The organism is Streptomyces sp. f51 (assembly GCF_037940415.1).
GTDB lineage: Bacteria > Actinomycetota > Actinomycetes > Streptomycetales > Streptomycetaceae > Streptomyces.
Map to the genome: position 1 here is coordinate 7,512,045 of NZ_CP149798.1, position 19,858 is coordinate 7,531,902.

At 71.5% G+C, this 19,858-nt stretch carries 18 protein-coding genes; 5 read left to right on the forward strand and 13 right to left on the reverse strand.

Going from position 1 to position 19,858, the window contains the following annotated elements; translation table 11 throughout:
- Positions 1-13: 13 nt before the first annotated feature.
- The 11 genes from WJM95_RS32695 to WJM95_RS32745 all read right to left on the reverse strand — a co-directional run bounded on the left by WJM95_RS32695 (position 14) and on the right by WJM95_RS32745 (position 12,469).
- Positions 14-1,690 (reverse strand): hypothetical protein, encoded by a 1,677-nt coding sequence (locus WJM95_RS32695; protein ID WP_339134336.1) that lies wholly within the window; start codon positions 1,688-1,690, stop codon positions 14-16.
- Positions 1,691-1,970: 280 nt separating this feature from the next.
- Entirely contained in the window at positions 1,971-2,894 is a 924-nt protein-coding gene (locus WJM95_RS32700) for an FAH family protein (RefSeq protein WP_339134338.1), read from the reverse strand.
- Between the two features lie 206 nt (positions 2,895-3,100).
- Positions 3,101-4,408: an enolase C-terminal domain-like protein gene (locus tag WJM95_RS32705; RefSeq protein ID WP_339134340.1), complete on the reverse strand. Its 1,308-nt coding sequence runs from the start codon at positions 4,406-4,408 to the stop codon at positions 3,101-3,103.
- Positions 4,401-5,291, reverse strand: coding sequence for an alpha/beta fold hydrolase (locus WJM95_RS32710; RefSeq protein ID WP_339134342.1), 891 nt, complete (start codon positions 5,289-5,291; stop codon positions 4,401-4,403). Before WJM95_RS32710 ends, WJM95_RS32705 begins: the two co-directional genes overlap by 8 nt.
- 13 nt (positions 5,292-5,304) lie before the next feature.
- On the reverse strand, positions 5,305-7,164 hold the full coding sequence (locus tag WJM95_RS32715; RefSeq protein WP_339134344.1) for a GH3 auxin-responsive promoter family protein: 1,860 nt from the start codon (positions 7,162-7,164) through the stop codon (positions 5,305-5,307).
- A gap of 184 nt (positions 7,165-7,348) precedes the next feature.
- A complete protein-coding gene (locus WJM95_RS32720; RefSeq protein WP_339134346.1) occupies positions 7,349-7,585 on the reverse strand; it encodes a transcriptional regulator in 237 nt (78 codons plus the stop codon).
- On the reverse strand, positions 7,582-8,223 hold the full coding sequence (locus WJM95_RS32725) for a hypothetical protein (protein WP_339134348.1): 642 nt from the start codon (positions 8,221-8,223) through the stop codon (positions 7,582-7,584). The genes WJM95_RS32720 and WJM95_RS32725 overlap by 4 nt, the downstream gene beginning before the upstream one ends.
- Before the next feature lie 404 nt (positions 8,224-8,627).
- Complete coding sequence (locus tag WJM95_RS32730) at positions 8,628-9,431, reverse strand: carbon-nitrogen family hydrolase (RefSeq protein ID WP_339135998.1); 804 nt, start codon at positions 9,429-9,431, stop codon at positions 8,628-8,630.
- Between the two features lie 124 nt (positions 9,432-9,555).
- Positions 9,556-10,227, reverse strand: a complete 672-nt coding sequence (locus tag WJM95_RS32735; protein WP_339134350.1) for a TetR family transcriptional regulator — start codon at positions 10,225-10,227, stop codon at positions 9,556-9,558.
- Positions 10,228-10,850: 623 nt separating this feature from the next.
- Positions 10,851-11,807: an NAD(P)-dependent oxidoreductase gene (locus WJM95_RS32740; protein WP_339134352.1), complete on the reverse strand. Its 957-nt coding sequence runs from the start codon at positions 11,805-11,807 to the stop codon at positions 10,851-10,853.
- The gene (locus WJM95_RS32745) at positions 11,804-12,469 is read right to left on the reverse strand and encodes a ScbR family autoregulator-binding transcription factor (protein ID WP_339134354.1); all 666 of its coding nucleotides are present in this window, start codon (positions 12,467-12,469) and stop codon (positions 11,804-11,806) included. Before WJM95_RS32745 ends, WJM95_RS32740 begins: the two co-directional genes overlap by 4 nt.
- Before the next feature lie 122 nt (positions 12,470-12,591).
- Here WJM95_RS32745 and WJM95_RS32750 point away from each other — a divergent pair, with 122 nt between their 5' ends.
- Positions 12,592-13,776 (forward strand): ScbA/BarX family gamma-butyrolactone biosynthesis protein, encoded by a 1,185-nt coding sequence (locus WJM95_RS32750; RefSeq protein ID WP_339134356.1) that lies wholly within the window; start codon positions 12,592-12,594, stop codon positions 13,774-13,776.
- A 134-nt stretch (positions 13,777-13,910) separates the two neighbouring features.
- Here WJM95_RS32750 and WJM95_RS32755 read toward each other — a convergent pair whose 3' ends face one another.
- Entirely contained in the window at positions 13,911-14,726 is an 816-nt protein-coding gene (locus WJM95_RS32755) for a hypothetical protein (protein WP_339134358.1), read from the reverse strand.
- Between the two features lie 235 nt (positions 14,727-14,961).
- Entirely contained in the window at positions 14,962-16,014 is a 1,053-nt protein-coding gene (locus WJM95_RS32760; RefSeq protein WP_339134360.1) for an MFS transporter, read from the reverse strand.
- 131 nt (positions 16,015-16,145) lie between these two features.
- Between WJM95_RS32760 and WJM95_RS32765 the strand changes: the two genes are divergently transcribed.
- From WJM95_RS32765 to WJM95_RS32780, 4 genes are all read left to right on the forward strand, one after another.
- Positions 16,146-16,751 (forward strand): ABATE domain-containing protein, encoded by a 606-nt coding sequence (locus WJM95_RS32765; protein WP_339134362.1) that lies wholly within the window; start codon positions 16,146-16,148, stop codon positions 16,749-16,751.
- Positions 16,752-17,153: 402 nt separating this feature from the next.
- On the forward strand, positions 17,154-17,807 hold the full coding sequence (locus WJM95_RS32770; protein ID WP_339134364.1) for a hypothetical protein: 654 nt from the start codon (positions 17,154-17,156) through the stop codon (positions 17,805-17,807).
- The gene (locus tag WJM95_RS32775; protein ID WP_339134366.1) at positions 17,804-18,289 is read left to right on the forward strand and encodes a hypothetical protein; all 486 of its coding nucleotides are present in this window, start codon (positions 17,804-17,806) and stop codon (positions 18,287-18,289) included. The genes WJM95_RS32770 and WJM95_RS32775 overlap by 4 nt, the downstream gene beginning before the upstream one ends.
- Positions 18,290-18,549: 260 nt before the next feature.
- The gene (locus WJM95_RS32780; protein WP_339134368.1) at positions 18,550-19,095 is read left to right on the forward strand and encodes a putative immunity protein; all 546 of its coding nucleotides are present in this window, start codon (positions 18,550-18,552) and stop codon (positions 19,093-19,095) included.
- Positions 19,096-19,858 lie beyond the last annotated feature (763 nt).

Here is a 19,858-nt window from a genome sequence, read left to right on the forward strand (position 1 = left end):
CGGGGCGCGGGGGTCAGGTGACCGGGTCCAGGGCGCGCGCGGTCAGCTCCGCCGCGATCCGCGGCGCGGTGAGCCCCCCGGACGCGACGCCGGCCCCCGCCGACGGGCCCGTCGACTCGGCGGGGTTGGGCATGCCCAGCGACAGCGTGAGCGCCCCCCTGAAGCGGGTCAGGTGCAGGAAGCCGAGCTGTCGGGGGGCCGTGCCCTGCGCCGCCGCCCCGCTGGAGACCCCGAACTCGGCCTTGTACGAAGGGCCGTACGCGGTCTCGTACGCGGCTCGACCGTGCCTGGTCCCGTACGGGCGGGGCGCGTGCACGGTCCCGAACGCGGTGGCGGCGGCCGCGTACGGGGGGACGGCAGCCGCGTTCGGGGTGATGGCCGCCGGGTGGGAGATGCCGGCCGCTTCGGGGGCGATGGCGGCCGTGCACGGGGTGGCGCCTGCCGCGTGGGAGGTGGTGGCGGCCGTGTACGGGGTGGTCGTGTACCGGGTCACGAGGGCTGCGTGGTGGCCGAGCGCGGTGTCCGCGCATCCCTCCTGCGCGAAGCGGAAGCCGAGCCCGCCGCCGGCGAACGCGGTCTCGTCCTCCACCGCCCGCCGGATGCGGGCGTGGTCCTGCCGGGTCGGGCGCCAGGCCGCGTCCGCCACCCGAAGGGCGAGCCCGTACGCGCGCGCACGGTCCGCCAGCGTGCCTCCGTCTCCCGCCCGTACGCTCGCAGGGACGAGGCGGACGAAGCAGCCGACCTCCGGCACCCGGACCTGCTCCGCGTACCGCTGCCGCAGGGAGACCGCCGTCAGCAGGGCCACCTCCTCCTGGCCCGCCGCCCGCGCGCAGGAGTCGGCCAGCGCCGCCGCGAAGAACTGCTCCGTGGTGATGCGGTGCCGACGGCACCACGCTGTCAGGCGTGCGGTCTGCCGCGCGGTCAGTGTTACCGGCGCCGTGGTCCCCGAGACGCCGGGCACCACCACCGCTCCCGCCGAGCCCGGTGCCGGGACTGCGCCCGGGGTTCTGGGTCCCGTCGCCTGCGCGAGCGGAGTCCGCGGTCCCGGCTGTGGGTGCGGGTGCGGGTGCGGGTGCGGTTCCGGGTTCGGGGGCGGTGGCGGCCGGTACGTCAGTTCGTCCGCGTCGGGTGCCGGGTCCTGCCGGTGGACGGGGTCGCGTCGGCCGGACGGGCCAGGTCCGAGCAGGGTGTCGAGCAGCGCCCGCAGCAGCCGAGCGGTGGACGGGCCGTCGCACAGCGCCGGGTGACAGGTCAGCAGCAGATGGGTCGCGGCGGCGGCCGGATCGTGGCCCACCTCCAGCCGCCACAGGGGACCGCCGGTCCTCAGGACGTCCCCGGACCGGGCGGTCCCCGCTCTCGCGGCGCCGTCATGCCCGTACCCGTACCCGTATCCGTACGCCTGGGCCGGGAGGGGAGGGGCCGCCGGGTACGTCTCCTGGTGGAACTGGTCCGTGTCGAGTCCGGGCACCTCGTGGAACCACAGGCTTCCGTCCTCCTCCACGATCCGCAGGGACAGTGCGCGAAACCCCCGCGCCCACTGGCCCACGGCCCGCTCCACGTATGCCGGAGAGAACACGGCGGCCACCGTCAGACGGGTGGCGGTCTGGGTCTGCCCGCCCGTCAGCACGTGCCGCCAGGCACAGGCCGCCTCGGTCCCGCTGAGTCTGCGCAACGGCCCGGTCGGTGTCATCGGGGCTCTCCTTCGTGGAAACCCGGGCCCATGGGCCGGGCGGGGGGTGCCTCCCGCTCTCGGGGGAGGAACGACGGTCGTGCGGAGCGGGCCGGAGGGCGTCCGTGTGCCGCCGGTGCGCACCGGTGCGCGCTCGGGCGAACCGGCCGGCGGCCCCGCGGACCGGCGTGCCGGTCCGCGGGGCATGCCCATGGGCTCGTTCCGGGGCGCATGCGGCGCTGATGGCGCGGCCGGCGTGGGCGGCGCGGCGGACGATCGGTGGAACGGGTGGAACCGCGTGTCACCCCGTCACTCCCGCCGCGACCGGCTGCGCCGCCCCCAGGCCGGGCCAGGAGACCGTGTTCGTCAGGCTGACACCGTGGCTGTCGAAGTCGAGCGTGACGCGGTCGCGGTCGGCCATCATGAACCCGCCGTGGAAACTGCTGCGGTCGGCGCCGAGATACACGTAGTGCACGCGCCCCGGGTGCAGCAGCGCCCGGTGGGAGAACAGCCCGGACATCATGTCCTCGAGACCGAAGTGCAGCGCCTTGGTCCCGGTGGTGAAGTCGCCCTCCCAGACCCGTGCGCCGTCCCGTTCGATCGTCACCCGGCCGGTCACCGACCGGGGCGGCTCGTCCAGGAACAGCCAGGGCGCCACCCCGGCGTCGCAGAGCTTCGCGTACGACAGGTGCCCGGCGTGGCGCCGGAACCGGCCGATGTCGGTGAGGTCGTTGCCGAAGGTGTAGCCGGCGTACTGCGGACTGCCGTGCTCGTCGGTGACGTACACCAGCACGACCTCCGCCTCCTCGCACAGCGCGACGGCGCCCGGCGGCACGGACAGCGGCTCGCCGGAGACCTTCAGCACCTCCCCGAGGCCCTTGACGAACCAGTTGGGCTGCGCCTGCGTGGCGGAGTCGACCTTGACGTTGTGGGTCTGCATGAAGCCGCTGACCATCGCGTCCCCGATGGACGCGGGCAGCAGCGGGGGCCGCGGTACGAGGCTGCCGCGCTCGGCGGCAGGGACCACCACGTGCGGACGGCCCGCCGTGAGCGCGGCCCGCAGTGCGTGACCGTCGCCGCCCGCCGCCGAGACCGCGGCGACGACCGAGGCGCCCAGGTCCTCGCCGGGGCGGACCGGGTGGAGAGTGAGCGCCTCGCCGTCCGCGGGCAGACCGAGGCCGAAGTGGCGCTCGCCCTGGTAGGTGCACTCGAAGAACACGTTCATGGCAGGAATCTCCTTGGATGTTGTATGGATGTCGGCGCATGGCGCACTGCGCTTGGCTGGTGCCGAGGCACGGGACCCGGGTGGCGGACGGATGTCAGGGCACGCCGGGAGCCGTGGCGCGGAGGTCAAGAACCCTTTGCCTGGGCGCAGTTGCCGGGCCGGACTGTCGGGGCGCGGCCGTCGGAACGTAGTTGTCCGGCAGGTGCTCAGAGCGAGGCGTGAGCCGCGGGTCGCGGGGTGGGGGCCACGGGCTGCCAGGAGCCGTTCTCGTCGGGGAGGACGAGCACGGCCCACGGCTCCGCCGCGCCGTTCAGGCTCACGCCGAAACCCGAACCCGGAGCGGGCGAGAGGGTGTTCGCCCTGCGGTCGACGACCGGGCGCGGCGAGACGATCATCTCGGGGAAGAAGCGGTCGCTCTGGCCGGCCTCGACGGTCAGAGCATCAGGGTGGCAGAAGGCCAGCGCCCGGCCCGCGTTGATCAGCGGGCCGACCTCGGCGACCTGGACACCGATCTGGAATGCGATGCCGTGCCGGCGGGCCTGCTCGATGAGCCGGGCCGCGCGCAGCGGGCCGCCGTTCTTGGCGACCCGGATGTTGAAGGCGTCGCACGCTCCCGTCTCGACCGCGGTCCGAGCGTCGTCGAGCGTGCAGAGCGACTCGTCCAGCATGATCTTCAGCCCGGCCTTGCGACGCAGGACGCCCAGGGCGGCCCATGAGCCCTTGGGCAGCGGCTCCTCCACATAGTCCGCGCCCGCGTCCCGCAGTCGCCAGGCGTGGGGGAGCGCGGTGGCCTCGGTCCAGCTCATGTTCGCGTCGACCATGACCGGCACACCGTGACCCACGTGCGCGCGCACCGCCCGGACACTGCGGGCGTCACGCTCGATGTCGTCGGACGCCTTGATCTTGACGAAGTGGAAGGGCCCGCGCGTGGCCAGGAACTCCTCGGCCGTGATGCTCAGGTCGAGCACCTGCGAGACGGGCAGCGCAGCCACCGAGGCGGGTGGACCGTCCGGGGTCGGCCCGGCGCCGATCAACTCCGCCCCGCCGAGCCCGAGTCGGCGCCCCAGCAGGTCCAGAACAGCCGTCTCCAGCAGACACAGCAGGTTGTTCTGGCCGGTGATCCGGAAGACCTCCGCGAAGCCCTCGCGCCGTATGCGCTCCAGGAGTTCGGCAGGCGGCTCGCCGCGCAGCAGCGCGAAGACCCGGTGCAGCGGGGTTCCGCGCAACGCCGCCATGACGGACTCGCCGCTCTCGCCGGTCACATACGGACGGGGCGCGCATTCGCCGATCCCGCTCGTGCCTTCGCAGGTGAGCCGCAGGACCAGGCTGTCGGAGGCGGCGCGGCGCGCCGCGGGATGGTCGAAGCGGGCATGCATGGGCAGGCGCACCCGGTAGAGCACCGCCGCGCCCTCGACCGCGGTTCCGTGTATGGCCCGGTCTGCGGTCCGGTCCACAGTCCGGTCTGCGATCAGGGCCGCGGTCCCGCCCTTGGTCTCAACCGCCGTGTCAGCCATTGCGGTCGAGTCCCTGGAGCAGGGTGTGGGTCGAGGTCCAGTCGACCAGGTCCGCGCCGGCGCCGGTGAAGAAGAGGTAGTGCCTGTCGGTGGGCAGCTTCATGATCGTCCCGCGGTCCGGTGCCAGCGCCGCGAACACCCGGTGGGCGCTGTCGAGGTCGACGATCGGGTCGCTCATGCCCGAGACGAAGGTCGCCGGGACTGCGGGGAGGGGACGCGTGCCTGGTTCCAGATAGCGCTTCTCCAACTCCAGCAGGGTGGCCCGTGAGCGGCGCGTGATCAGGCGTACGGCGAGATCGTCGTGGTCGATGAACTGCTGGTACTTGGGGTCGTCGGTGAAGTCCCGTGACCTCAGCCCCGCGTCCCACGGCTCGGTGCCGGACTCGGCGGCCAGCGCCCGCAGTTCGTCCTCGCCGAGTGTGGCGTGCATCCGTCCCAGCCAGGCGGAGCAGAACACGGCGGCGTCGTAGCGGGTGGTGAAGTCCGGGTGGTGCATGAGGGCGGCCAGGAAGGAGCCGCCCAGGCAGTGTCCGAACAGCGACAGCGGCACGTCGTCGCCGATCATCTCCCGTACCCGGGCCAGCGCGGCGATGTAGTCGCCGAGCAGCGTCTCGGCGTCGGGCAGGTTCCCGCGCTCGCCGGGACTGATCCCGCTGCCGCGCCGGTCAAGCACGAAGAAGGCGATGTCGTTGTCGGCGAAGCGGGGGCCGACCTCCCACATCCAGCCGGCGTGGCTCTGGAGGCCGTGGAAGTAGAAGACGGCGCCCTTGACCCGCTGGGGGTACTGGGGTCGCCACAGATGCAGGGCGAGGTCGACGCCACCGGAGGGCAGGTCGACTATCTCGCGGCGGGTGTTCTGCGGGGGCCTCTTGGTCTCGATCATGTCGTTGTTCTCCTCAGCGTGCGGAGTGGCCCGCGGTGGCGACCGCGGCGATGGTGACCGGCGTGCCGGCGGTGATGACGGTGGTGGCGGTGACCGGTGTGTCGGTGGTGATGACGGTGGCGATGGCCGGTGTGTCGGTGGAGTCGGACTCGGAGTCGGTGGCCGTGGCCGTGGGCGGCGGTGTGTCGGCGGTGCTTCCGTCGACCCGGCCGATCCCGTCGATGCCGGTCATGAAGTCGACGTCCTGGTGGAACGGCTTGTACTTGTACTGGGTGGCGTTGCCCACCTGGCGGCGCGACTCGGCATACGCGGTGATCGCGTCGAACGGGACGGTGCGCACGTTCAGGGGTCCGAGCCGGCCGCTGTCACGCTTGGAGGCGTACTCGATGTTGACCTCGCACAACTCCCGGTCCACGGCCAGGGACAGGGCCCGGTCGAGCTCCCGGCTCGGGACGGCGACCTCGGTGGCGACGACGTAGTACGGCGGCTCGGCCCACTGCGGCCCGCACATGTACAGGCCGGTGTCGAGGCCGAGCCCGGCCATGCCCTGCTTGATGGCCTGTGTGACCTCGGCCTCGGTGATCTTCTCGCCGGTGAAGGAGTGGAAGACACCGTCCCGGTGGACGAAGTGCAGCCACGGCGTGCCGTCGACGATCCGGTCGACGCGGTAGATGTCACCGGTCCACAGCCGGTACAGACCGTTCCCCTGCGTCATGATCAGGTGGTAGTCGCGGCCCGCCTCGACCTCGTCGAACAGCAGCGTCCGCACCCGGGTGCCCGCGTCGACCAGTTCGCCCAGCGGCACGTCGGCGGGGACGAACTCGAAGTAGGCCTGGCCGACCGCGAGGGGCTGGCTGTCCAGCGACTCGTCCACCGGTACGGAGGTGACGCCCTCGGTGCCGCAGCCCATGAACGGCAGCTTGCTGACGCCGGGCAGCACCGCGTCCAGCTTGGCGCGGTACAGCTCGGCGCTGGAGGACAGCCAGCAGCTGTACAGCGTCAGCGACGGCCACACGTCCGTCAGGCTGAACTCGCCCTTGGCCAGCACGGATTCGAGATGACGGGCCGCCTCCTCGTCCGGCTCGGACCACGGTTGGCCGTCGAGCGTTCCCGCGCGCAGATCGCGTACGAGCTCCTCGCCGTGCTCGGCGACCAGGTCGCGCAGCGAGATGAGCGTGCTCGGGTTGATGGCCGATATGTAGTGCAGATCCTTGCCGACCAGGTGGCGGATGCGGTGGTACATCCGGCCCGTGTGGGTGGCGGGGGCCTGGGTGTTGAACCAGGGGGACTGGTACCACGGCGGGTTCCAGTCACGGCTGTTGATCTGGGGGTGCCGGTTGCTGATCGCCTGGTGCTCCACGCCGTGCACGAAGTCGTAGACGTCCTCGCGCACGGTCTGGGTGTCCAGCGTGGCCCAGGGGTGTGCGAGCAGCTCGGGGTGGTGCAGCAGGTAGGTCCCCCACATGGCCTTCATGGCCGGAATGCGGTACGTGAGCAGCCAATGCAGGGTGTACGGGACCCGCTTGGGCACTCCGGTCGTACCGCTCGTCTTGAGCCAGCGCAGTACGGGGCTGCACGAGAGCACGCCTCCCTTCGTACGGGTCTCGCGCTCGATCTCGGGGAGGAAGTCGGCGTACCGCCTGATCGGCAGGACCGAGCGGAAGCGTGAGGGGTCCTCGGCGGTGACGTTGTAGCCCTGCGCCTTCCAGTGCAGGGAGTCGGCGCAGACGCCGATGATGTCGCGCAGCACCCGTTCTTGAGCGGACTTGGGGTCCTTGAGGTCCGCGAGCAGGTCGTCGCGGGCCTGGAGGCATTCCTCCACGAAGGGGCCACGGCGGTCGTTCCAGTGTTGCTGCCAGTCGGTGGTGTCCATCGGTGTCGTCTCTCCTTGCGGATAAATGTGGATAAAACGGTCTCGTGGGGCATGGAGGTGCCCGTGATCAGGGGCACCCGGGGTGGGGGCGTGGGGGAGGAAGGTGGGGGTGGGGGAGGCGAGCGAGCGGGCGGGGTGGCGGCCGGGAGGGCGCGCCCGGAGGCGAACGGCCGCCGTTCGGCCGTCAGTTGTGGTGGACGCCGACGGCCGGTGTCCCGCCCCCGCTGGCGGGCGCGGACGCGGGCGGAGCCGCCGTGGTCCGGGCGAGGGCGGTCAGCTCGTCGAGGTCGTACAGCGCGCGCCGCGCGGTCCCGTACCGAGTGATCTTGCCGCGCCGCGCCCACTGGCGGATGGTGACTTCCTGGACGCCCAGGACGAGCGCCGCCAGTTCGGTGGGCACCCGTCGGGCGCGGCCGTTCACGCCGACTCCCGCAGGGCGAGCCACTGGCGCGGGGTCAGGACGTGCCCCGCGGTGCAGACGGGCCCGCGCAGCACCAGCCCCTCGCCGCCCCGCCGGGGCAGGAACACCTTGGCCACGCAGCCCGGTTCGACGCACGGTCCCAGGGACGTGAGGCCGACCCGCGGAGGCGCCTCCTCCCTGCGCAGACCCGCCGTCGCCCGCGCCATCTCGTCGGCGAACCGGCCGGCTTCCGGACGGGCCGCCAGCCAGCCCGCGTGTCGGCCGAGGAAGGAGGCCATGGCGGCCACCGTCCGGCGCGGCGGTGCGGCCTCCGCCACCTCGTCCACCACGAGCCGGGACCAGGAGGACAGCACGGCGACCACCTCGCGGCGGCCCTCCAGCACCGAGGACCGTACGGGCAGAACGGGTTCCCGGCTGCCGGTGATGCGCTGCGCGGGAGCACCGCCGGAGGGCCGGCCCAACTCGGCCTCACTGTGCCCGTGCAGCCCCGGCAGGGCCGCGAGGTCACGGACCACGGCCCGCCGGCACAGGCCGCACAGGCGGCTGCCGGACTCCGCGCGCCGCCCGTGCGGGCGGGCGGCATCGCCGTCCGCCCTGCGGCAGCGCGTCGAGGTGCACAGGGACGTTTCGTCGGCCACGGCCAACTCCTTGCGTTTTCGGGGTCGGTGAACAGCGAAGCGCCGCACAGGGCGGCGCTTCGGGGGAGAGGCGGGAGCCATGTACGGCGCGAACGGGCTTGTGGGGTGCGGCGGTTCGGGCGGTACGCGGAGTGCGTCCGGAAGAAGACATACGGGCTCGGGAAAGAGCGTTACACGGCAGCCTCGTGGCCACAAGGACCGACCGCCTCAGGGGCCGGACTCCCCCTCTACTTCGGCAAGTTCGGCGCCGCGATCGCCTCGGCAGGGATGGCGTGACCGCCCTGGCGCGCACCGAAGGCAGGTCGTCCGGCGGGGCGAACCGGAGCGACCGCCTGCGAGCTCCGGACACCAGAAGGCGGGCGCCGGGGGCTGGTCCGGCTTCCGGCGTCCGGAGCGACCCCCGCCTAAGCGGGCTGCGGAACGGGCACGCCAAGCACCCGGTCCCGTAGCGCCGGGAACTCCTCGCGGGTCCGGGCGGCCAGGCCAGGGTCCAGCTCCACCCGCAGCGCCTGCTCCCCGGCGCCCGCCTCGGCCACCACCTCGCCCCACGGGTCGACGACCACGCTGTACCCCGCCTGTTCCACGCCGGCGTGCGTGCCCGCGGTGTTGCAGGCCAGGACGTACGCCTGTGACTCCACCGCACGGGCCCGTGCCAGCAGCGACCAGTGCGAGCGCCGCCGCGCGGGCCAGCCGGCCGGGACGACCAGCAGATCGGCGCCCGCGTCGACGAGCAGCCGGAACTGCTCGGGGAAGCGCAGGTCGTAACAGGTGGCCAGGCCCGCGGTCAGCCCCGTGCCGGTCAGCGGGACGGTGACGACCTCCTGCCCGGCGGCCATCAGAGCGGCCTCGCCGCGGTCGAAGCCGAAGCGGTGGATCTTTCGGTACGTGCCGTGCGGGCGTCCGTCGGGTCCGAAGAGCAGCGAGGTGTTGCGCAACGCGCCGTCCGGGCACCGCTCGACGAGCGAACCGGCGTGCAGCCACACCCCGGCGTCACGGGCCGCCGCCCCCATCGCCGCGGCCGTCGGGCCCGTCAGCGGTTCCGCGTGGGTCTCGAACTGGTCGAAGGCGAAGGCGCCGACGGCCCACAGCTCGGGCAGCACCACCAGGTCCGCGTCGTGTTCGGCCCGGACCAGGTCCGCGACCCGCTCGCGGCGGGCACCGGCCGTCTCGCCGGGGTTCACATCGATCTGAAGGAGCGTTGCGCGCACGGTCGTACCGTCCATGGTGGAGTCCATTTCCCGTCTGAGGTGTGTGGGGTGAGGTGTGCCGGTGGCGAGGTGAACTGGGCTGTTCGGAAACGTAGTCGGGTGCGACGGAGGGAAGGTCGAGACGTCAGAGCGTGCTCTCGGGGTCCCCGGCGGGGGAGTGGTCCGTGGCGAGGGCCGGGTCTGCCGCGTGGGCCGGGTCGGCCGTGAGCGCGGCGTGGAGCTTGCCGCACGCCAGGAACGCCCACAGCGCGCGCAACTCCCGCGACACGCTGCCTCCTTCGGCCCCGGACCGTACCGAAGCCTCGGCGCCCGCCATGAGGTAGGCCACCAGCAGTTCCATGTCCCGCAGTTCCCCGTCGCACGGCACCCGGATCCCGTCCACCTCGGCGCGGGCCCGTTCCAGCAGGTCGCGCAGGACAGGGACCCACCCCGCGTCCCGCTGCTCGGGACCGGCCGTCATTTCCTGCGCCAGCCGTCCCGCCGCCCGTACGGTGACGTCCCGCTCCAGCAACTGGGCCAGCTCCAACGTCAGGTCGACGACCGCCTGGATGCCGGGGCGCGGTACGGCGCCAAGGGGTCGCAGGGCGGTGAGGGTGGCCGTGTTCCCGGCGGCGCGTACGGCTTCCGCCAGGTCGCACTTGGTGGGGAAGTGGAAGGTCAGCGCGCCCATGGTCGTGCCGGCCGTCCGGCAGATCCGTGACAGGGAGGTCCCGGCGTACCCGTGCCGGTCGAACTCCGCCGCTGCGGCGGCGATCAGTGCGTGGCGGGTCTGTTCGGCCCGCAGCTGTCTCACCATGCCGGGGCCTCCACGCCGCGACAACGCCGTTCCCGTGGGGTGGGGGCGGCCGGCGGTGGAGGGGTTCGCTGGTCTCGACCGGGCTGCACGGTTCCTCCGGGCTGCTAGAAGGCGTTGCGCCGGTCGGGCCGGAGCGGCCCGGCGTGATCGGTGTGTCCGGCGCCGTGCGCCGCACGGGGGAGGAGACGGCCCCGGCGACGCCGGGACCGCCGGCCGCCTGACGGCTACCGGCGAAGCCGGGCTCCTGGGCCTCTTGCGACGGTGACACGTGCCGCGGGCCCCGGCGGCCCAGCCGTACAGGCCGGTCCGACGGACTGTGCGGTTCGGCTGGACTGCGCGGTCCTGTGGGACTGCGCGATCCAGCGGGGCTGTGCTGCGGTCCCGCGGGACGGGCGGTGGTCCCGCTGGACCGCTCAGCATGGTTGGGCTGCCGGTCCGGGCACACGATGACGGCGCTCGCTGATGACGGTTCTTGCTTCGGTGTGTTTCGGTGCCCCGGAGCCTATCGGCGGGCGGCGCCGATGCCGCCCCGCTCGCGCACCTGCCGGACGACTTTGGCACCTTGCGCGTATGCGCCGTACGACGCCCTTGCACGTATCCGCCGTACGACGCCCACGCATCGCTCAACCGGCCGCCAGGTGAACGCGGTACCAGGACGCGGACCCGGCGAGACGGACCAGCGGGCCGGGCCCGGCGGGGCAGCCGGAGATCCGCCAGATCTCCTCGCTGCGGTACCAGTGGTCGCGGGCCAGCAGCGAGAACTGACGCTCACTCATGGTGCCCGACACCTGCCGCAGTTGACGCAGACAGGTCGCCCAGGACCAGTCGGCGAGGACCGGTTCGAGCAGGCCGTGCTCGGTCAGAGCGGCCATCAGATCGCGGTTGGCGACGGGCACCGGATGGCTCGCGTGGTGCACCGCCGGGCCCGCCGGACTGTCGCTCCCGGCGAGCGTGACGATCAGGCGGGCCAGGTCCGTGACGTCGACCGCCGACAGCATCCCGCTACCGCCGTCCCAGTGGGCCGGGACCCTGGAACGCAGCTCCGAAAGGGCCGGTACCACCCAGCGGTCACCGGCGCCCAGGACGAGTCCGGGCCGCAGCACGACCGCCCCCGCCTCCAGGGCGAGACGCTCCCCGGCGAGCCGGGTGACGCTCGCGGAGGAGACGGGCGCGGGATCGATCTCGTCCACCGCGATCCCCCGGTGCGGGCCTGGCCCGTAGACCGCCGCGGTGGACAGGTGCACGATCCGTGGGACGCCGGCTTTCCGGGCCTCCTCCATGAGCGCCCGGGTCCCGCGGACGTTGACCGCCTCGCACGCCTCCCGGCTGCCGGACACCCTGGAGGCGAGGTGGACCAGTACGTCCGCTCCGCGCGCCACGCCGTCCAGTGACGCAGGATCGGACAGATCCCCCGGCACCCAGGACAGGCCGGGGGTGTCCGATCCGCCGGGCGGAGCCGTCCGTGCGAGGGCGCGGACGCTGATGGCGCGCCCGTCGGCGTGCCCGCGCAGGGCGGTGCGGAGCACCTCGGAACCGACGAAACCGGTGGCACCGGTGATCAGCACTTCGAGGGGCTTCACTCGGGAGCTTCCGTCGCGCCGCCGGAGCCGGTGGTGGCGTCGCTGCTGCCGCTGCCGCTGTACAGGGACAGATCCAGTTCCGCGATGACCTCGGCCGGAGCCAGTGCCGGCAGCAGACATCGCCACATCGAGGCGATCCGCTCGGGCAGGTCGGCCCTGGCGGTGGAGATCTGGGACATGATCTGCGTGCCGGTGTAGGCGCCCACCAGGACCCGGGCGAACTCCGCCTCCTGGACGCTCGGCAGGAGCTGCCCCATCTCGCGGGCCCGCACCAGCTCCTGGCGGAACTGGTCGGCCCACCACTCGTAGATCGCGTAGTCCTGGAGACCGGTGGCCCCCTGCTCCACGGCGAGCCGTACGCCCGCCCGGAAGAGGATGTTGCGCTGCATCTCGACCGCCAAGTAGCCGGTCATGTCCAGAAGTTGCTGGAGGCCGCCCTTTCCTTCCGGCAGCCGCAGGTCGGCGGCCTGTTCCAGGATGACCGCGCGGGCCAGTTCCTCCTTGGACTTGAAGTGGAAGTACATGGCTCCGGTCGTGGCGCCGGCCCGGTCGAGGATCTTGTTGATGCTCGCGCCCTCGTAACCGACTTCGTCAAAGACCTCGGCGGCGGCGCGCACCAGTGTTTCCCGGGTCCTGACCGCACGCTCCTGCTGACGCGCCATCGATTGGCCTCCTGATCCCCTCGACAAACAAAAAGAACGACCTCTATGTTATTCGAGTCGGGCCCGAGAGACCAAACGGGACCGGCATTCCGTCCGTGCTGAACCCAGGGGGAGATTCAGTCATGTCGTCGAACGCTGTTCGGGATCGCGTCAACACCGCTGTCCGCGAAGACGTCAACACCACCGCCGAAGAGCACGCCGCCGCTGCTCAGGGGCGTGCCGCCACCGCCGTCGGGGAGCGCGCCACCGCTGTCGCCCAAGGACATGCCACCGGCTCGCTCACACCCGTACCGCAGAGCTACACGCACAAGACCCGCCCGGAGGAGGTGCTGCTCCGCGACTGGGAGCGCACCGGCCCGGACGCCTTCACCGTCACCGCCCAGTGGCCGCGTGACCACGCCTTCTACCGCACCCGCCACGGCCTGCTCGATCCGATGCTGCTGAGCGAGACGATCCGTCAGACCCTGCCGCTGCTGTCCCACGGCGCCTACGCCGTACCGCTCGGCCACCAGCTCCTGTGGCAGGACCTCGACTGGCACCTCGTGGACCCTGCCCCGGAGATACCCGCCGGCCCCGAAGCCCCCGCCACCGCGCACACGGCTCCCGAGTCCGGCCCGGAAGGACCTGTCGCACTCTCTTCGGACCCTTCGGACACACCGACCGGTCCCCAAGCCCCTGCCGCCCTGTACGCGGGCTCGGATCCGGCTCCCGCCCTCGTCGAACTGCGCATCACCTGCCCGAAGGTGACCTACCGCCGTGACCGCGCCGCGGCGATCGCCCTGCGTGTCGAAGTCCTGCGCGACGGCGCGCCGTTCGCGGTCGCGCACTCCCGCTTCACCATCCAGGACCGCGCCGTGTACGAGCGCCTGCGCGGCCGGTACGCCGACATCGGTGCCGTCCGTGGCCTGCCACTGTCGCCCCCGGCGTCCCCGCGACCGGTGGGCCGGGACGGCTTCGAGGACGTGGTGCTGTCCCCCACCCACACCTCCGACCGCTGGCAGCTGCGGACGGACACCACCCACCCGATCCTCTTCGACCACCCCGTCGACCACGCCCCCGGCATGCTGCTGCTGGAGGCCGCGCGCCAGGCGGCCCAGGCCCTGGCTCACCCTGAGGCCACGGTCGCCGTCGGCATGGAGTCGGTCTTCACCCGCTACGCGGAACTCGACGCCCCGTGCTGGATCCTGGCCGACGCCCTGGCACCCGACTCCCTCGGCCGCCCCCGGGTCCGCGTCACAGCCCGCCAGAACGACCGTGACATCTTCACCTCGACCGTGACCTTGGCCCCGGTGACCGACGCGCTGTAGCCGCGCAGGCTCCCTCCGCCGGGCCAGAACGCCGGCCGCGGTCCTCACGGAGGCTCCGCGGCCGGCGTGTGACCCTGTCCGCTCCCGGGGGTGTGACACCGTCCGTGAGCGTGCTCGCGGGAAACCCCCGGTGGTCAGGTCGCGGTGGGAAGGTAGGGCGCCGCCGCGACCTGGGCCATGGTCCGAAGGCTGGTGAAGTAGGAGGCGCAGTACTCCTCGTTGATCTGAGGAACGATCTTGTCGAGATCGGCGATGCGGCCCCAGAGGCAGGCGATGCCGGTGTCGTCGAGTCCGCCCCTCAGCTCCTTCTGCACGAGGCCGGCGACGTCGGCGTCCAGAAGGACCAGATCCACGCCGTCGAAGTCCACGCCGCGGAAGCCGTCGGGGAACAGCGCGTGCAGGTGGTCCTCCCACAGCCGGGCAAGGCCCCCGTCGGACTGTGCTCCGCCCGCGTCGGCGGCTGTCGCCGCTGGCGTGGACGATGGGCGAAGGAGCAGGGAGACGGCATCGAACACGGCACGCACCATCGCGAGGGCCCGGAGCGGGTGGAGGGCGGCACTTGACGCGGAGCCCTGCACCAGCTTGTCGCGCAGCAGTCGGCTTCGGTCGAGTTCGGCGGCGAGTCCGGCGGTGAAGAGCCCCGCGTCGGTGGCCCGCTCGATGAGGATGTGGAGCGGTTCGTTCGTGGCCAGACGCTCCGTGAGGACGTGCTCCAGGGCGAACAGGGAATGCGTCACGGAGACGGTGGCGAACTCGTACCGATAGTAGGAGTGCCGGATGAGCTCGCGTGAGGTTTCCATCGCGCTCATGACGTACATCGACGCGTTGCCGGGCAGGACCAGGTCTCCAACCAGGGCATGCATGTCCGCGTAGTCGAGAACGAGGTCGCGGCCGCGCGGGTCCCGTACCGGCAGCAGGAGCGGGTCGGGCGGCGGTGGCAGGGTGTTCACCGGTGCAGTCTTGTGGGCGGAAGGCCGTCGGTGCCAGCGGATTTGCTCGCTGGTTGGCCTTCCGCAAGCACAAGGCGCTTGGTGGCCGGTGTGGTTGGACGATCGCGCAGCGTGTGCCGTAGCAGGGCCAGGCCGGAGAGGAGTGCGACCAGGGTGCACACGCCGGTCCAGCCGAACGCCGTGTAAGCGCGGACGCCCGCCCACGAACCGGCGCTGCCGCCGAGGAACGCGCAGGTCATGTACGCCGTGTTGAGGCGGGCGCGGGCCTCGGGGCGCAGGGCGAAGATGCGGGCTGGTTGGCCACCTGGCCCGACTGGACGGCCACGTCGAGCAGCAGCATGCCCGCTCCCAGGCCGACGAGTCCGGCGACCCCGCCCAGAGTTCCGGTGAGCAGCAGGAGGCCGGCCGCGACGGCCGCGGTCATGCAGACGGGGCTGACGGCGTCGGGACCGTGCCGGTCGGTGCGCCGGCCCGCGACCGGTGTGGCGAACATGCTGGCCGCCCCCACGAGGGCGATGACACCGACCGCCTGGGTGCCCAGGTGGTAGCGCGGGCCGGTGACGAACAGGGCGAGCGCGGTCCAGGCCGCGCTGAACGCGGCGAAGACGAGCGCCTGGTACTGGCAGGAGCGCCGCAACAGCGGCTCGGCGCGCAGCATATGGACGCAGGACGCGAGCAGTTTCACGTACGGCTGCCTGGTGCTCGGTGCGGTACGGGGAAGCGCCGCGGCCATCACGAGGGCGAGCACGAGGGCCAGGGCGGCGGCGACCAGGAAGGGGGCGCGCCAGCCGAGCCACTGGCCGAGTGTGCCGGAGAACGTGCGGGCGAGCAGAATGCCGCCGATCAGCCCGGAGAGCAGGGTGCCGGTCACGGCGCCGCGCCGTTCCGGGGCGGCCAGACCCGCCGCCATGGGAATGAGGATCTGCGGGACCACGGTGGCCAGACCGACCAGTGCGCAGGCGATGGCCAGAACGGGCAGGGAGGGGGCCGTCGCGGCGAGGACGAGTCCCGCGCACGTGAGGAGCAGCAGCGTGGTGACCAGGCCGCGGTGGCGCAGTCGGTCGCCGAGCGGCACCACCAGGAAGATGCCTGACGCGTAACCGAGTTGGGCGCAGGTGACCACCAGGGCCGCGGAGGAGGACGTCACGTGCAGGTCGTCGGCGATCAGCGGACTGAGTGCCTGCGGGAAGTAGACGTTGGCCACCGCGATGCCGCAGGCGATGGCTGAGAGCAGGATCAGCGGCCGGCTCAGGGTCGAAGAAGGCAGGAGGGAAGGACTGTTGGACATCGCGCACCTCGGCCGTGAAGGGGGCGGATGGAGACTGCGACGAAGGAAGAGGGCGCACTTCGCCACTGGAACCTGTTTAAACGGTTCCAGCAACGTACCAGTTAAACCGGTTCCCGAGTAGGGTGGCTCTCATGGTGCTCACCGCCGAACCGGCCACTCCTCGATTCCGCAGCGGCGCAGGCCGGCTGTGCCTCGACTTCATGCGGACCTTGCGGCTGCGCGGCTCGGGCGACGCCACCGAGGAGCTGGCCACCGTCCAGGATCTGGCCGACTGGGTCGCCCAGTTGGGGCCCTATCCCGCAGACCTGGCCATCCCCGTTCCACCCACGGCCGTCCTTGTCCGGGCGCGAGAACTGCGGGAGGCGGTCCATACCCTCCTGACGGCCGCCCGCGGCGACGGCGGAGCGGCCGCCTGCCCCGCGGCCGAGCGCGAGCTGCTGAACACCGCCGGCGCCGCAGCGACTCCGGTTCCGCGGCTCGACGGGACGGGCGCGACGGTCTACGGGGCCGAGGACCCTGTCGGCGCGGTACTGGCGGACATCGCGCGCGATGCCGTCACGCTGGCCACGTCCCCCGCCCTGGCCCAGGTGCGCGCCTGCTCCGGCCCCCATTGCGCGGCCTGGTTCCTGGACACGTCCCGTCCCGGCAACCGGCGTTGGTGCTCGATGGAGACCTGCGGGAACAAGTCCAAGAAGAGCACTTGGCGCACTAGGCACGCGACCGCGGCCGACGCGTGATCGTCCGTCACGGGTGGCCGGGACGGCCTTCCCCACCTCGTGCGCGGCCCACCGGTCCTCGAACCCCCCGCTCTCGCGCCGCAGCAGCTCGACCAGTTCCCGGGCCGCCGCATCGGACCGGCGCACCCATGTGGCTCGCAGATCGGCCACGCGGGCGCGGGTCTCGCGCTCGCGGGTGTCCTCGGCGAACACCTGGACCTGCTCGCCCTCCTCGACGTGGTCTCCCCGCACGCCCCGCCGCCGGATCGGCCTCTCCCTGGGCACCGCCACCCTGCTCCACGCCGCCGTCCTGGTTCCCCATCGCTTCGACCGGCTCGTGCTCACGGCACCTCCCACGGCGTGGGAGACCCGGCCCCAGCAGGCCACCGCCTACACCCAGCTCGCCGACCTGGGGAATTTCACGTGGACATCGAATTACGGCGCGCTGCGCTCAGTGCTACGACCACTGCACTGCTTATCTGGTGCGGGAGCGTGGGCACAGCTGCTGCTGAAGATGTACCGACCGACGCATCTGTCGTGTCAGACGCGACGGCCATCTCCGCTGACCAAACGACAGACATCAACGACAGGGGGGGATGGGAGGATGACAACGATCAGCCGCTAGGTGTGGTTGGCCCCTCGGCGTGTGACATGCCATCGACGTGGTACACCATCACGTCAAAGACGGCATACCACATACCTTCCTGGTGGAATGGGACCAAATTCAAGGATGGGCCGGGCGGCACTATAGCCGTCTCGGTGACCAAGAGTGGGACTATTTCCGCTGAAATCACGGGTACCATCGAGTGGTCGAGCAACGCGATCATCGCGAAAGCCAAGGCCCAGGTCAGCGTCAAGGTAGGTGGCAGCGTGACCATTACCACCGGCCACAACTACTCCCACGACATCAGAGCAAACAAGTACGGCCACTTGCAGTACGGTTCGTGGGGCTACAAGTTGACCTGGAAGAAGTACCGATCGACTGGCGGCGGTTGCGGCGCTGTCGAGCTCGGCCATGGTACGGCGACGGTGCCCACGTCCGAGACTGGCTGGAAGTACTGGGAAACCTCGTCATGACCTTTGTGAGCCTGCGAGCCCGGTTCATCGGATGCGCCGTGATGGCGTCGACGTTCCTCCTCACCTCGTGCACGTCTGCGGGTGACCACGGCAAGGCTGCCGACTCGCCGCCTCCTGTGTCCCGCACCTCTCACGCGTCCACCGGGCCGTCAGAGGCAAAGCTGATCAGGCAGGCTCAAGCGGCCCTTGCTTCAGTCGGCCGCGGAACGCTGGTGGAGGCAGGATCGGAGCGTGTGACCGATGGCATCCACACTGAACCCACGCTGACCGAGGGGAAGTCCTACAGACTGAACCTGATATGTGTCGGTACCGGAAGCGCGCGAGTGAAGTTCACGCCAACCGTCAGCGCTGCGAAAACCATGGTGCCGTGTGATGCGTCGGTGGTGCAGCAGCGCATTACTGCGCCCAAGTCGATTCGCATCGACGTTGATGGGGTCAAAGGCGCCACTGGCGTGATCGCTTGGCAGATCGACGTCGTCTGATCACGGCACACAGCGAGCTGCCCCAGCGTGATCTCTGGGGCGCTCAGATCTGCTGGCTGCATCAGATGATTGAGGATGAGCTTTCAGCCGTACGAGCCAGAGGGCCCGTCCCGTCCGGTGCGGGTTTCTCTGGCTCGTCCCGGTTGAGCAGCCCTGGCTCGACCCACGGCGGGGCGGCTCCCATTCGCCCCGGCGGGACCTCCCGCTCTCCGGCGGGGCCGCCCTGGCTCGTCCCCGCCGCGCCGCCCGAGAATGAAAGCATGCCGGAAGACGCGAGCGGAATCACTCTGAGCAAGCAAGACCTCCGCGAGGTCACCGCGTTCGCCGCGACGTGCGCGCAAGTGGTGCTCGCGCTGTTCGAGGCGGAACGCCCGGACGATCCGCGGCCCCGGGACGCCATCGGCGCCGCGTGGGACTTCGCCCGGGGCGGTGAGCGGGGGAAACGGCTGCGGGACACCGCGTGGGCGGCCCTCAAGGCGGCCGGCAGCGCGGAGACCGCGGCCGCGCGCGAGGCGGCCCGGGCGGCGATGTCCGCGGCAGGTGCCGCATATCTGCACCCGCTGGCCCAGGCCACCCAGGTCAAACACATCCTCGGAGCGGCCGCCCACGCGGCCAGAGCGGCCGAACTCGCCGGCGGTGACGACCCGGACACCGGCACCGAAAGCATCGGGCAGGCCGCGAGCCGCGCGACCCTCGCCGTAGTGGAGGTACTCGAACGCTACCCGGAGGCACCGCAGAGCGGCGGTCGGGTGGGCGAACTGATGCGCCTGCTGGACGCGCGACTTCGCCGCACCACTTCTGCCTGAACAGCCGTCAGTATTCGGACACAGCAGCCTTGACCGGAAATGCACGGAGCCGGACCGATCCCATCCGATCCCATCCGGCACTGAACGGCGAACCAGGACTTTCTCTCCAGCAATCGACTGTTTCCGGTCAATCTCCCGATGCCGCCGCACCATAGGGCAAGCCTTAACAGTCCAACAGCTCCAGACGCTCACGCAATCCGTCCGTTCCGAGCCCGCTCTACGGCAAGGTGCGCGCCCCGTCCGGTTCGTGTGTGTCGATTCCATGGCGCCATGGGCCCTTTTTTGCCACGCGTTGACAGAAGGGTGCCGACTGGCGCAGGGTCGTGATCGCGCCGCCGTCTGTCGTGACGTCGGCATGAACGGGGGATGGGGTTCCGTGGTGTCTGACCAAGCTGACGAGAATTACTCGACCGTCGAAACGGGGCGTGCCCTTCGCCTTTCGGGCAATGGCGCTTGGAGCCACGCCCTGCCGTCCGCCCGCGGGACCGGCTGACTCCACTGCGAGCGAATCCTTTCGGACCGTCGGCCGAGGACGTCCGAGGCATCTGACGGCGGCACGACCGAAGATGCCTTTCCCGGTGCGTTCGCACGCATTCCGTCGGCACGCCCCGGACCACCGGACCATGCCGTCCGACGCTTTTCAGACGGTCTGGATCCCTGCGCGCTGGAATCGCGATGCATTCGAACGCGGCTGCACGAAAACGGCGTTGGAACCGAAGCCGAGACCGAAGCCACTCCCGCGCCGAATGCACTCCAGCGCCGA

Bases quoted from the DNA above. Each gene is read 5' to 3' on its own strand.
- WJM95_RS32695 (WP_339134336.1), bottom strand. From the start codon at position 1,690: ATGACACCGACCGGGCCGTTGCGCAGACTCAGCGGGACCGAGGCGGCC.
- WJM95_RS32700 (WP_339134338.1), bottom strand. From the start codon at position 2,894: ATGAACGTGTTCTTCGAGTGCACCTACCAGGGCGAGCGCCACTTCGGC.
- WJM95_RS32705 (WP_339134340.1), bottom strand. From the start codon at position 4,408: ATGGCTGACACGGCGGTTGAGACCAAGGGCGGGACCGCGGCCCTGATC.
- WJM95_RS32710 (WP_339134342.1), bottom strand. From the start codon at position 5,291: ATGATCGAGACCAAGAGGCCCCCGCAGAACACCCGCCGCGAGATAGTC.
- WJM95_RS32715 (WP_339134344.1), bottom strand. From the start codon at position 7,164: ATGGACACCACCGACTGGCAGCAACACTGGAACGACCGCCGTGGCCCC.
- WJM95_RS32735 (WP_339134350.1), bottom strand. From the start codon at position 10,227: ATGGTGAGACAGCTGCGGGCCGAACAGACCCGCCACGCACTGATCGCC.
- WJM95_RS32745 (WP_339134354.1), bottom strand. From the start codon at position 12,469: ATGGCGCGTCAGCAGGAGCGTGCGGTCAGGACCCGGGAAACACTGGTG.
- WJM95_RS32750 (WP_339134356.1), top strand. From the start codon at position 12,592: ATGTCGTCGAACGCTGTTCGGGATCGCGTCAACACCGCTGTCCGCGAA.
- WJM95_RS32760 (WP_339134360.1), bottom strand. From the start codon at position 16,014: ATGTCCAACAGTCCTTCCCTCCTGCCTTCTTCGACCCTGAGCCGGCCG.
- WJM95_RS32765 (WP_339134362.1), top strand. From the start codon at position 16,146: ATGGTGCTCACCGCCGAACCGGCCACTCCTCGATTCCGCAGCGGCGCA.
- WJM95_RS32775 (WP_339134366.1), top strand. From the start codon at position 17,804: ATGACCTTTGTGAGCCTGCGAGCCCGGTTCATCGGATGCGCCGTGATG.
- WJM95_RS32780 (WP_339134368.1), top strand. From the start codon at position 18,550: ATGCCGGAAGACGCGAGCGGAATCACTCTGAGCAAGCAAGACCTCCGC.